This is a genomic window from Synechococcus sp. FACHB-909 (assembly GCF_014698945.1).
Lineage (GTDB): Bacteria > Cyanobacteriota > Cyanobacteriia > PCC-6307 > Cyanobiaceae > Cyanobium.
The window spans coordinates 543,446-555,994 of sequence record NZ_JACJTY010000001.1; the positions used below are offsets into that span (position 1 = coordinate 543,446).

The following is a 12,549-nucleotide window of genomic DNA, read 5'->3' on the forward strand; positions in this document are numbered from 1 at the left end:
CGGGCGTTCACCCTACCCAGGGCGGGTGGATGTCCTGCAGGGCCGCCACCTCCACCTGCTGCTGCTGCTGCAGGGCGGCGATGGCCTCCACGGCGGCCCGGGCCGCGGCCATGGTGGTGACGGTGGGCACGGCGTAGTCGAGGGCGGCCAGGCGCAGGTAGCGGTCGTCGTGGGCGGCCTGGCGGCCCACCGGTGTGTTGACCACAAGCTGCACCAGGCCCGATCGGATCGCATCCTCGATGTTGGGCCGGCCCTCGTGCACCTTGAGCACCGGCGTCACCTCCAGGCCGGCCTGGCGAAGCATCGCGGCGGTGCCGTTGGTGGCGGTGAGGGTGAATCCCGCCGCCAGCAGGGCGCGGGCCACCGGCACCAGGGCGGGCTTGTCGCGGTCGTGGGTGGAAAGGAACACGCTGCCGCTGGTGGGCAGGGGTTCGCCGGCGGCGAGTTCGGCCTTGGCGTAGGCCAGGCCGAAGCTGGCGGCGATGCCCATCACCTCGCCGGTGGAGCGCATCTCCGGGCCCAGCAGGGTGTCGGCGCCGGGGAAGCGCTTGAAGGGCAGCACCGCCTCCTTCACGGTCTGCCGTGGCGGCCGCGGCTCGGCCAGCAGGCCCAGCTCCGTGAGCGTGCGACCGGCCATCAGCTGGCTGGCGATCTTGGCCAGGGGCACGCCGGTGGCCTTGGCCACGAAAGGCACCGTGCGGGAGGCCCGCGGGTTGGCCTCGATGATGAACACGGTCTCGTTGCCAGCGCCATCGTTCTGCACGGCGAACTGGAGGTTGATCAGGCCGCGCACCTCCAGCGCCAGGGCCAGCTCCGTGCTCCAGCGGCGGATCGTGGCCAGGGCCTGGGGCCCCAGGGACACCGAGGGCAGGGCGCAGGCGGAGTCGCCGGAGTGGATCCCGGCCGGCTCGATGTGCTCCATCAGGCCGCCGATCACCACCGTCCCCTCCCGGTCGCAGAGGGCGTCGACATCCACCTCGATGGCGTTCTCCAGGTACTGGTCGATCAGCACGGGGTGGTCGGGCTCCACCTGCACAGCCTCCACCATGTAGCGGTTGAGTTCCTCCTCGTCGAAGACCACCTCCATGGCCCGGCCGCCGAGCACATAGCTGGGGCGTACGACGACGGGGTAACCGACGGCCGCCGCCACCGCCCGGGCCTCCCCGTCGGTGCGGGCCAGGCCGTTGCGGGGCTGGCGGATGTCCAGCTGGCGCAGGATCGCCTCGAACTGCTCCCGGTCCTCGGCCCGGTCGATCGATTCGGGCGAGGTGCCCCAGAGCCGGGTGCCGGTGGCGCGGCCCTCCTCGCTCTCCAGCCAGCGCAGCAGCGGGATCGCCAGCTTCAGGGGCGTCTGGCCGCCGAACTGGACGATCACCCCCTCGGGTTTCTCCGCCTCGATGACGTTGAGCACATCCTCCAGGGTGAGGGGCTCGAAATAGAGACGATCGCTGGTGTCGTAGTCGGTGGAGACCGTCTCCGGGTTGCTGTTCACCATCACGGTGGCGAACCCGGCCTGCCGCAGGGCGAAGGAGGCGTGGCAGCAGCAGTAGTCGAACTCGATGCCCTGGCCGATGCGGTTGGGGCCGCCCCCCAGGATCATCACCTTGCGGCGGGTCTCGGGGGTCACCTCGTCCTCGGGGGCCAGCAGGGTGAGGGAGCCGTCGGCCTCGAGCCGCTCCAGGGGGCGCTCGTAGGTGGCGTAGTGGTACGGCGTGGAGGAGGCGAATTCGGCGGCACAGGTGTCGACCGTCTTGAACACGGCCCGGACCCCCAGGGCCTGGCGACGGCGGCGCACCGAGAGCTCGTCGCTGCCGGTGGCCCAGGCGATCTGGCGGTCGGAGAAGCCGGTCTGCTTGAGCTCCAGGAGGTCGGCGGCGCCGATGGCGTCGAGGGAACGGCCCCGCAGCAGCGTGGTTTCCACCGTCAGGATCCGGCGCAGCTTGGCCAGGAACCAGGGGTCGATGGCGCTGAGCCGGTGGATCTCGTCGTCGCTGCGGCCGGCCACCATGGCGGCGCGCACGTCGTGGATCCGATCCGGGGACGGGGTACGCAGGCGGCGCTCCAGTTCGGCCGGATCCTGGGGGTGGTCGGGGCGGTCGCAGCCCCAGCCCCCATGGCCCGTCTCCAGGGAGCGCAGGGCCTTCTGGAAGGATTCCTCGAAGCTGCGGCCGATGGCCATGGCCTCGCCCACCGACTTCATCGAGGTGGTCAGCACCGCCGGCGAGCCGCGGAACTTCTCGAAGGCGAAGCGGGGGATCTTGGTGACGACGTAGTCGATCGTCGGCTCGAAACAGGCCGGCGTGGCGCCGGTGATGTCGTTGACGATCTCGTCGAGGGTGTAGCCCACCGCCAGCCGGGCGGCGATCTTGGCGATCGGGAAGCCGGTGGCCTTGCTGGCCAGGGCCGAGCTGCGGCTGACGCGGGGGTTCATCTCGATCACCACCACGTCCCCGTTGGCGGGGTTGATGGCGAACTGGATGTTGCTGCCGCCGGTGTCGACACCGATCTCGCGGATGATGGCGATCGACTGGTCACGCAGCCGCTGGTACTCCCGGTCGGTGAGGGTCTGGGCGGGAGCGACGGTGATCGAATCGCCGGTGTGGACCCCCATCGGATCGAGGTTCTCGATCGAGCAGACGATCACCACGTTGTCGGCGGTGTCGCGCATCACCTCGAGCTCGAATTCCTTCCAGCCCAGCAGGGATTTCTCGATCAGGATCTGGGAGACGGGGCTGGCCTCAAGACCGCTCTTGCAGAAGGCCTGGAATTCCTCCGGGTTGTAGGCGATGCCGCCGCCCGATCCCCCCAGGGTGAAGGCCGGCCGGATGATGCGCGGGTAGGTGCCGATCTCCTCGCCGACGCGGATCGCTTCCTCGAGGTCGTTGGCGATCCCTGACGGACAGACGGCCACCCCGATCCGGGCCATCGCCTCCTTGAACAGCAGCCGGTCCTCCGCCTTGCGGATCGCCGCCAGGTCGGCACCGATCAGCTCGACCCCGTAGGCGGCCAGGGTGCCGTTCTCCGCCAGGGCGACGGCCAGGTTGAGGGCGGTCTGGCCGCCCATGGTCGGCAGCAGGGCGTCCGGGCGCTCCAGCTCGATCACCCGGGCCACCACCTCGGGGGTCAGGGGCTCGATGTAGGTGCGATCCGCCAGGTCCGGATCGGTCATGATCGAGGCCGGGTTGGAATTCACCAGCACCACCTCGTAGCCCTCGGCCCGCAGGGCCTTGCACGCCTGGGTGCCGGAATAGTCGAACTCGCAGGCCTGGCCGATCACGATCGGTCCCGACCCCAGCAGCAGGATGCGCCTCAGATCCGTGCGGCGGGGCATAGGGCGTGGTCGGTCAAACCCGCCCAGCCTCTCACGGTCGCCGTCCCGACCGGCCCCCCGCACCGCTGGCACCGCAGGCAATCGCTAATCTGACGGGATACCTTCGCCCGAGACGCCGCCGATGAGCGAACTCCAGCGCCTGAAGGGGTTGCTGCCCCCTGAGATGCAGAGCTGGGTGTTCGTGGAAGCGGCGGCCTCCGTCGATCCTCCCCTGATCACCATCGAGGAGATCGGCCGCGACGAGGTGGAGATCCAGGTGGATCTCGAGAAATGGGACGCCCTCGCCCTCGACCACCGCAACCTGCTCTTCTGGCACGAGGTGGGCCGCGTCCAGAACGACGCCATCCCGCGGGACGGCTGGGAGATGGCCGCCCTGGCCATCGGCCTGGGGGGCGCCATCGGCGAGCTGTGGGTGCAGGACGGCCTGCTGCTGGTGATGGCCCTGGGGCTGTCGGGCTTCGCCGGCTACCGCCTCTACCTCAAGAACAACTCGGAGAAGCGTCTCCAGGACGCGATCCTGGCCGACGAGCGGGCCATCGACCTGGCCTGCCGCTTCGGCTACAGCCTGCCCAACGCCTACAAGAGCCTGGGGGGCGCCCTCAAGGAGCTGGTGGAGCAGACCCGCAAGAAGCGTCGCCGCACCTTCTACGAAGACCGCCTCGAGGCCCTGCGCAAGAGCGCCGGCAAGGCCCGGGCCGAGATGGCCCAGCAACAGGGCTCCCGCCAGTCGGTCACCAGCGAGAACGTCTATGGATAGCCGCGACCTGGCCCTGCTCGCCGCCGAGGCCTGTGACGACCGCAAGGCCGTCGACATCCGTCTGATCCGGGTCGATGAGGTGTCCTCCCTGGCGGACTGGTTCGTGATCTGCAGCGGCCTCAGCGACGTGCAGGTGCGGGCCATCGCCCGCTCGGTGGAAGACCGGCTCGAAACCGATGCGGCCCGCCTGCCGCTGCGGCGCGAAGGCCAGAGCGAAGGCCGCTGGGTGCTGCTGGATTACGGCGAGCTGATCGTGCACGTGCTCACCCCCCAGGAACGCAGCTACTACGACCTCGAGTCCTTCTGGGGCCATGGCGAGCAGGAGCGCTACGTCGGCGCCCCGGTCGAGGTGGGTGGCACCGGCCCGGTCGGCGGCTGAGGGACGCAGCGATGGCCGCCGGCGTTCCGAGCCTGCCCAGCCAGGACACCCCCTGCCCGGTGCCCCCGGCCCAGCGTCCCCTGCAGGAGTACGACCAGCTCAGCCGCTCCTGGTTCTTCCACTGGCCCGCCAACGGCCCGGCGGAACTGTGGCGGGCCCTGGGACTCGCCTGGCTGCTCTCCTTCCCACCGGCGCTGCTGGTGGCCGGCGGCAGCATTCCGCTGCGCCACGACCCCGTCCGCCTGGTGATCGCCGCGGCCACCGCCGCCGTGCTGCTGCCGATGGTGCTGCTGCTGCGCCAATGGCTCGGCTGGACCTACGTGCAGAAGCGGCTGGTCTCGGAACGGGTGGAGTACGAGGAATCGGGCTGGTACGACGGTCAGGTGTGGGAGAAGCCCATCACCTGGCGCCAGCAGGATCTGCTGGTGGCCCGCCACCAGGTGCAGCCGGTGTTGACCCGCCTGCGCCAGGCGGTTGCCGTCGCCATCACCCTGATGCTGCTCGGGTCGGGGCTCTGCCAGGCTCTCTGAGGTCGGCCTCCACGGACCTTCCCCCACACCCATGACCCTGTCCTCCAGCTTCGCCGGCCCGGGCCGCCCCGGCATTCCCCCCCTGGAGGTCCGCCTGCTGCGCAATGGCATCGTCGAGTCCCGGCACCGGGTGCATGCGGTGGTCTGCGACCAGCGGGGCCGGGTGCTGATGCGCGCCGGCGACCCCCAGCAGCTGAGCTTCGTGCGCTCGGCCCTCAAGCCATTCCAGGCCACCGTGTTCGTGGGCAGCGGCGCCGCCGATCGGATGGGGGCCGGGGAACGGGGCCTGGCGATCGCCTGCGCCTCCCATGCCGGCACCGCCCTGCATGCCCGGGAGGCGTTCAAGCTGCTCTGGGGTGCGGAGCTCGACACCGAGGACCTCCAGTGCCCAACCCCAACCGGAGCCAGCAGTCCGCTGGAGCACAACTGCTCGGGCAAGCACGCGGCCTTCCTGGCCGCCTGCCGCCAGATGCACTGGCCCCTGGAGAGCTATCTCCAGGCCGACCATCCCCTGCAGCAGGCGGTGCTCAAGCGGGTCGGGGAGCTGCTGGGGCTGCCGGGGGCCGAACTGATCAGCGCGCGGGATGACTGCGGCGCCCCCACCCTGCAGCTGCAGCTGGCCCAGATGGCCCTGCTGTTCGCCCACCTCGGCGGCGGCGAGCAGGCCGACCTGGAGCGGCTCAGCCGGGCGATGCTCGCCCACCCCGATCTGATCGCCGGGGAGGGGGCCTTCGACACCGAGCTGATGCGCCTGGCCCACGGCCAGGTGCTGAGCAAGGGAGGCGCCGAAGGCATCCAGTGCCTCAGCCGGGTGGGCGAGGGCATGGGGGTGGCCATCAAGGTCGACGACGGGGCCCGGCGGGCCAAGCAGGCCGTGGCCCTGCACCTGCTGGAGCAGCTCGAGTGGCTCACCCCCACCACCCTGGTGGAGCTGCGCCAGCGCTACCTGACACCGGCCGACCACCTGCGCCTGGAGGTGATCGGCGAGCTGCGCTTCGACGGCGCACGCCCCTGAGGCGTGGGCATCGCCTGATACAATTTTTGGGTGGGACGCGGACATCCGCCGGCCACTTGTGTACCGCGGGGTAGAGCAGTCTGGTAGCTCGTCGGGCTCATAACCCGAAGGTCAGGAGTTCAAATCTCCTCCCCGCCACCAAATCCACAACCTCCCAAGGGTTGTCACCCATCAACCCTCCAGCCATCGGCTGGGGGGTTGTTGTTTGATGGCGGTGGACGCAACGATCCGCCATGCTCCCGGTCCCCCCGATCCAGCTGGCTTCGCGTCCAGCGTCGGCGGCGCAGGACCCCCTGGCTCCGAAACCCCTGGGGGCACTGCCGGCGGATCTGCAGCCCCTGGTGCGGGAACTGCAGCGGTTCGGATTCAGGATTCAGATCAGCGCGCCACCGGTGCGTGGCGTCTATGGACTGTTCGAGTCCGGGTCGCGAAGGATCTGGATCGCCCCGATCAGTTTCGAACTGGGCATCGCCCGGCAGACGTTCCTCCACGAGGCGGTGCATGCGGTGCAGAGCTGCCCCACCGGCACGGTGACACCGATCGGCTGGCGGTTGCCGGTGCAGCCGGTGGTGCGGCAGGAAATCTCCGGCCTGCTCACCACCCGCTACCACAACCATCGCGTGGCTGAACAGGAGGCCTTCCACCTCCAGGGTCAGCCCGATGCCGTCGCCCGGCTGATGGAGGCCCTGCGACGCCGTTGTGGCCTGCAGCGGCGGCCTGCGGTCGCTCCACCATGATGCCGGGACCGGTTCGCACGCCGATGTCCATGGCCCCTTCCGCCTCCGCCGGCAGCGACCGCCCCTGGGACGCCGTGGTGGTGGGGGCTGGAGCGAATGGGTCGGTGGCCGCCATGGTGCTGGCGGAGGCGGGGCTGCGGGTGCTGGTGCTGGAGGCGGGGCCGGACCTCTCCGCCCGGCGGGCCCTGGGCAGCGAGCCGCTCAACAGCCTGCGGCGCCTCGCCCACCTCAGCAGTGGCCGCCAGCGCCTGCAGCGGCACCACCCGGGCTTCTGGAAGCACAACCCCGAGCTGTTCGTCGACGAGCGGCAGAACCCCTACAGCACCCCCCCGGACGCGCCCTTCCTGTGGACCCGGGGGCGCCAGGTGGGCGGCAAGAGCCTCACCTGGGGGGGCATCACCCTGCGCCTGTCGGAGGCGGAATTCCAGGCGGCCCGGCGGGACGGCCATGGCCCGGCCTGGCCGATCGGCAGCAGCGAGCTGGCGCCCTTCTACGACCGGCTCGAGACCCTGCTGGGGGTGCATGGCCAGCGGGACGGGCTGCCCCAGCTGCCGGACGGGCAGTACCTGCCCCCCCTGCCGTTCACGCCGGGGGAGAAGCACCTGCAGACGGCGATCAGCCGTGAGCTGGGGCTGCCCCTGATCCACTCCCGCGGCTTCCGCCTGCACAGGCCCACCCCGGAGGCGCCCTGGCCCCCCTCCAGCGCCCAGGGCCGCAGCCTCGCCCGGGCCCTGGCCACCGGCCGGGTGCAGCTGCGCAGCGGCGCGGTGGTGAGCCATCTGGAGATGGACGCAGCCGGGCGGCTGGCCGAAGCGGTGGTGCTGGTGGACGCGGCCAGCGGCCGGCGGGAGCGCCTCGCCGCCCCCCTGGTGGTGCTCTGTGCCTCCACGATCGAAACGGTGCGGCTGCTGCTGCACTCGAGCGACGCCATGCGCAGCGGCGGCCTCAGCGACCCCTCGGGCAGCCTGGGCCGCTACCTGATGGACCACATCTCCACCAGCCGCTTCTTCTCGATCCCCGCGATCGAAGCCCCCCCCGAACCGGCCGAGCTCTCCGGGGCCGGCAGTTGCTTCATCCCCAATACCGTGAACCTGGGCGAGGGGCGTTCGGAAGCCTTTCTGCGCGGCTACGGGATCTGGGCGGCCCTGCAGCGCTTCGATCCCCCCGCCCTGCTGCGGCGCCGTCCCGGGGAGGCGGTGGGCTTCCTGATCGGCCATGGGGAGGTGCTGCCCCGGGCCGGGAACCGGGTCAGCCTGGATGGCTCCCGCACCGACGCCTGGGACCTGCCCATCCCCCACATCGACTGCCGCTGGGGAACCAACGAGGCGGCGATGGTGGCCCACATGCAGGCGCGCATGCAGGACGTGGTGGCCGCGGCGGGCGGGCGCATCCGGCCGATCGAGGAGCTGTTCGTGCTGCCGGTGCTCGAACCCCTGATCCGCAACAGCCTGGCGGTGCGTCCGGAGCCGCCACCACCGGGCTACTACATCCACGAACTGGGCGGGGCCCGCATGGCCGAGCGCCCCGAGGAAGGGGTCGTCGACCCCTGGAACCGTTGCTGGGGGGCCGCCAACGTGCTGGTCACCGATGGGGCCTGCTGGCCCAGCGCCGGGTGGCAGAGCCCCACCCTCACCGAGATGGCGATCACCTGGCGGGCCTGTGCCGCCGCCGCCGCCGCCATGAGACGCCACTGAACGGTGCCGTCCGGTCAGGGAGCCGTCACAGCGGGGCGCAGCTGGTGTCGATCACCACAATCTTGCTGGCCACCCATGCGCACAATGACGGGGCGACCTCCAAAGGGTCGGGCAAGGGAGAAAACCATCAGCGGGGGTTGGCACCTCCGCTTTTTTTTGTCCCTCTGCCTCGGCGGTCCCCTCTGCCCCGCCAGCTCCATCTGCCTGGGCCGCTCAGGCCTCAGGGCTTCTGGAACAGGCCGTCAAGGTAATGCTGGGAGACCACGGGCTCCTGGCAGCCGTTCTGGAACAGGAAACCGGCCAGGGCGGAGGTGATGACGCTGTACTGGTCCCAGTGCGGATGGGCATCAATGAACTCCCGCATGCCTGCGTAGAGCACCTCGGGCACCTCGGCTTCCAGGCTCACACTCGCCTCTTCGCCGCCGCACCCCGGCTGCTCAGGATCCATGGCCATGCTGGTGGGATTGGGCTGAGTTCGTTCCAAGTACGCCACAGGGGATGGCCGGCGTCAAAAACCGGCTCCCGGGGGGCCCCGTCGGCGTCGGGGGATGAGACTCGCGGCCCCGGCTGGGCTGCGGCCGAGGTGTTGCAGAACACGGGAGCAGCGGACCGCCACCAGCGGACCCTGTCAAGGCTGTTCCAAGCCATCCATGACTTTCCCCAGTCCTGACGTCCCGGGGCGGCCGGAAGGGCATGAACTGTGGAAAAGTGCCGCGAATCGGGGGAAAACGGCGCCGAGGTGGGGGAAAGTCCCGAACCATCGGAACAATTGATCAGAACTCAGTCTCTCTGGACGCAATCAGAGATGAGACCGGCGAGGCCAGCCCGCCCACACCCCGCCAGCTCAGTCGCTCGGCCGCCGCAGGGTCAGGGGACCCAGCGGGTGGTCCGCATGGGGGTAGACGGGGTGGTGGTGATGGTGCTCATGGCCGTGGCCATGGCCAGCCCCCGTCCCGCCCAGCGGCACGGGCACGCCATCAGGCTGGCAGGCGCCGGTGCATTCCCGCTCGCAGAGGGTGCAGCTCTCCACCAGCCCCTCGACATGGTGGTGGTGGCTGTGCTGGGGCGCCCCCACCTCCCGCTCGAAGCCGAGCACCTGGGCCCGGTACTTGCAGAGCGAGCAGTTCATCGCCACATCGCCCCCGAGCACCTCGGCGACCCGCTCCCGGAAGGTGTCCAGCACCAGGGGATGGTCGCCCAGATAGCCGGCCTGGACCATCTCAAGTTCAGGATGGTCGACGGCCACCCGCTCGCTGTGCTGGCGGATCCGGCACACCAGCACCCCGGAGAACAGGAAGTACGGGAAGACGACGATGCGCCGGTAGCCGAGCTTGACGGCCTGGCGCAGGCCCGGCTCCACCAGGGGAAAGGTGACCCCGGAATAGAGGGTCTCCCCCCAGCCGAAGCCGAAGCCCTCCACCAGCATCCGGGTGACCTTGGCCACGTTGGAGTTGGCATCCGGGTCGGAGGAGCCACGCCCCACCACCGCCAGCAGGGTGTCGTGCAGCGGCACGGGGCTGCGACCGGCCGTGATGGCGTCGGCGTCGGCACCGTCGATGGCGGAGCGGATGCGGGCGGCCGCGGCCTGGATCATCTTGAGATCCACCCCCAGCTCCCGGCCGTAGTCGATGCGCAGCCCGGTCTCGGCGGCGTAGGTGTTGAGCACCGAGGGGATGTCGTTCTTGGCGTGGCCGGCGGCGAACAGCATCGCCGGCACGGCCAGCACGTGCTGCACCCCGCGCTGGCGCAGGGCATCCAGACCGTCGCGCAGGATCGGCCGGGCGAACTCCAGGTAGCCATGGTCGACGGGCACCGGGGCGAGGTGGTGCTGGAGCTGGTGGGCCAGGGAGGCGAATTCAGCCACCGCCAGACGGTTGCGGCTGCCGTGGCCACAGACCAGCACCCCGATCGGGCCGTGGGGTCCCTCCGGAGCGATGGCTCGGTCAGGGGCGGTGGTCATGAACGTCCGTGGCTGGCTCGACCCTATTCCCGTGGCTGAACCACGGCGGTGGGGACCGGCTCGGAGCGGTCAGGATGGGGCTCAGCCACCGGCACCCATGAGCCTGCACCTGCCCCCATACCAGCCCCTTCCACCACCGGGTCCGAAGGCGGACCTGCTCAGCGTCGCCATCGGCGACCTGCGGCCCACCCAGATGTGCGTGGGTCTGGCCGAGGTGCGCAGCCGCCAGCAGGACTTCTCCGAGGAGACAGCCGAGCAGCGCCTGCGCTACCTGCGCGGCAAACCGGTTCCGCTGGTGCGCGGCGCCGGCGACGCCCTCTGGATGGTCGACCGCCACCACCGCCTGCGGGGGCTGATCGAGCTGGATCCCGGCGCCATGGCCTACGGCTACCTGGTGCTCGATCGGCCGTCCGAGCCGCCCCAGGCGGTGCTCGCCGAACTGCAGGCCCGGGGCTGGCTGTACCTCTACGACGGCCGCGGCCATGGCCCCCTGGCCCCCACGGCCCTGCCCCAGGGCCTGGAGGGCCTGCAGGACGATCCCTACCGCTCCCTGGTCTGGAGGCTGAAGAAGGAGGGCATGATCGATCCGGCCCCCCTGATCCCCTTCCACGAATTCCGCTGGGGAGCCTGGCTGCGCAGCCGCCCCCTGCCCCCCTTCAGCTCCGCCAACCTGGCACCGGCCCTGGCGGCCGCCCGTTCCCTGGTGCGCTCCAGGGCAGCCTCCCACCTGGCCGGCTGGAAGGGCTGAACCTTCGGGCCCGGCCGGCTCAGTCGGGCCGGTTGCGGGGCGGTTCGCCATCCCCGGCCAGCAGCAGCCGCTCCCAGCGATCGAAGCGCCGGCCCAGCAGCACCGCGGCCGCCGCCAGCAGCAGGGCCGCGACCAGCACCGGGGGCGTCTGCCACCAGGCGATGGCCAGCAGGGCCAGCCAGGGAATGGCCTGCACCAGCGGCCGCCAGCGCCGCAGTCCCTCCAGGGCGCCGCGGCAGGAGGCGCAGTGGCGGCCATGGCTCTCCCAGCGGTCCATCAGCGCCGCCCGATCGAGGCGGGGGGGCAGGGCCTGGCCGGGGAAGGGGTCACCGTCGTGGGCGTTGACCCAGTCGTGCAGGGCCTTCACATAGACGTCGGCGCCGGTGGCCAGGAAGAACGCCCGCTCGGCGCCGCCGCTGCGGCCCCGCTGCTCCAGCACCCGCTCCTGCCAGTGCAGGAACACCTGGTCGTCCTCCAGCACCGTGTGGTTGGCGATGTGCTGCAGCCACCGGGGGCGCAGGCCCAGCAGCAGGGGAGGCAGCCGGGACTTGAACTGGAAGGGGAAGCGGGCGAACAGGCGGCACTCACCGCGGCGGATCGGCGTCGCGTAGACCACCGTGAGGATGCGGGCGAAGCCAGGCGCCGTGAGGTCGTGCCACATCAGGCCGGGGGCGGCGTAGGTGGTGTGCTGGCTGCCGAGCTTGCCCCGGCGGGGGCCCTCCTCCCACAGGGCCGTGAACCCCTCAGGGCCGGAGCTGGTGATCGCCGCTGCCACCGGGGAGGCGTTCTCCCGCTTGCCCACCGTGCGGTGGTGGGTGAAGGGCACGTGGCTCACATCGAGCACGTTCTCCAGCAGGGTGAGGGCATCCATGGGCAGGTCCCGGAAGGTGTCCTGGACGAACCAGCCCGGCTCCTCCAGCACCGGCACCAGCGGCAGGGGCACCACCGCGGCGTCGGCCGCCTCCCCGGCGAACACGAACAGCAGGTCCTGGGCCTCAGCGGTGGCGTAGGCCCGGCAACGGGATCGCACGGCGCTGGGGCTCGCCCCCGGCTCGGCCTGGGGGATGGCGGTGCAGTGGCCGTCTCCGGCGAAACTCCAGCCGTGGTAGGGGCACTCCAGCTCGCCGCCGGCATTGATCCGCCCCTGGCTCAGGGGCACCAGGCGGTGCGGGCAGACATCGGCGAAGGCGCGCCAGGCCTGGCCGGTGCGGTCCCACCAGAGCACCAGGTCCTCATCGAGGAGGGTGAAGGCGGTGGGCCCGGTGCGGTCCAGGTCCCGCAGATAGGCCACCGGATACCAGTGCTGGCGCCAGGCGGAACTCGTCATGCAGCCGATTCTGCTGGCCCAGGCGGCCGGATGCGGGCCCGTTACGAGACGCCGCGGGGAGGGCGATCGCC

Annotated in this window: 11 protein-coding genes and 1 tRNA gene; 8 read left to right on the plus strand and 4 right to left on the minus strand. The window is 71.0% G+C overall.

The genetic code is table 11. The features are described 5' to 3' along the window. Positions 1-7: 7 nt before the first annotated feature. Positions 8-3,331 carry a carbamoyl-phosphate synthase large subunit gene (gene carB / locus H6G99_RS02685; RefSeq protein WP_190609664.1) on the minus strand — a complete coding sequence of 1,108 codons (3,324 nt, stop codon included), beginning with the start codon at positions 3,329-3,331 and terminating at the stop codon, positions 8-10. Between the two features lie 121 nt (positions 3,332-3,452). Here carB and H6G99_RS02690 point away from each other — a divergent pair, with 121 nt between their 5' ends. From H6G99_RS02690 to H6G99_RS02720, 7 genes are all read left to right on the plus strand, one after another. Next, positions 3,453-4,088 carry a DUF3318 domain-containing protein gene (locus tag H6G99_RS02690; RefSeq protein ID WP_094586940.1) on the plus strand — a complete coding sequence of 212 codons (636 nt, stop codon included), beginning with the start codon at positions 3,453-3,455 and terminating at the stop codon, positions 4,086-4,088. Then, a complete protein-coding gene (gene rsfS / locus H6G99_RS02695; protein WP_190609666.1) occupies positions 4,081-4,467 on the plus strand; it encodes a ribosome silencing factor in 387 nt (128 codons plus the stop codon). The genes H6G99_RS02690 and rsfS overlap by 8 nt, the downstream gene beginning before the upstream one ends. Before the next feature lie 11 nt (positions 4,468-4,478). After that, entirely contained in the window at positions 4,479-4,997 is a 519-nt protein-coding gene (locus H6G99_RS02700; protein ID WP_190609667.1) for a CGLD27 family protein, read from the plus strand. Positions 4,998-5,028: 31 nt separating this feature from the next. Then, complete coding sequence (locus tag H6G99_RS02705; protein ID WP_190609669.1) at positions 5,029-6,012, plus strand: asparaginase; 984 nt, start codon at positions 5,029-5,031, stop codon at positions 6,010-6,012. A 64-nt stretch (positions 6,013-6,076) separates the two neighbouring features. Next, positions 6,077-6,153, plus strand: a tRNA-Met gene (locus H6G99_RS02710). 92 nt (positions 6,154-6,245) lie between these two features. Beyond that, complete coding sequence (locus tag H6G99_RS02715; protein ID WP_190609670.1) at positions 6,246-6,749, plus strand: hypothetical protein; 504 nt, start codon at positions 6,246-6,248, stop codon at positions 6,747-6,749. 23 nt (positions 6,750-6,772) lie between these two features. Further along, positions 6,773-8,443: a GMC oxidoreductase gene (locus tag H6G99_RS02720; protein WP_190609672.1), complete on the plus strand. Its 1,671-nt coding sequence runs from the start codon at positions 6,773-6,775 to the stop codon at positions 8,441-8,443. Positions 8,444-8,663: 220 nt separating this feature from the next. Here the strand turns inward: H6G99_RS02720 and H6G99_RS02725 are convergent, their stop codons facing one another. Next, on the minus strand, positions 8,664-8,897 hold the full coding sequence (locus tag H6G99_RS02725) for a DUF2811 domain-containing protein (protein ID WP_094586952.1): 234 nt from the start codon (positions 8,895-8,897) through the stop codon (positions 8,664-8,666). Between the two features lie 390 nt (positions 8,898-9,287). Next, positions 9,288-10,403 carry a sirohydrochlorin chelatase gene (locus H6G99_RS02730; RefSeq protein ID WP_190609673.1) on the minus strand — a complete coding sequence of 372 codons (1,116 nt, stop codon included), beginning with the start codon at positions 10,401-10,403 and terminating at the stop codon, positions 9,288-9,290. Positions 10,404-10,500: 97 nt separating this feature from the next. Here H6G99_RS02730 and H6G99_RS02735 point away from each other — a divergent pair, with 97 nt between their 5' ends. After that, complete coding sequence (locus H6G99_RS02735; protein WP_190609675.1) at positions 10,501-11,151, plus strand: ParB-like protein; 651 nt, start codon at positions 10,501-10,503, stop codon at positions 11,149-11,151. A 19-nt stretch (positions 11,152-11,170) separates the two neighbouring features. On the opposite strand, the gene H6G99_RS02740 is transcribed toward H6G99_RS02735, so the two are convergent. Continuing rightward, on the minus strand, positions 11,171-12,478 hold the full coding sequence (locus tag H6G99_RS02740; protein WP_190609676.1) for an aromatic ring-hydroxylating dioxygenase subunit alpha: 1,308 nt from the start codon (positions 12,476-12,478) through the stop codon (positions 11,171-11,173). Positions 12,479-12,549 lie beyond the last annotated feature (71 nt).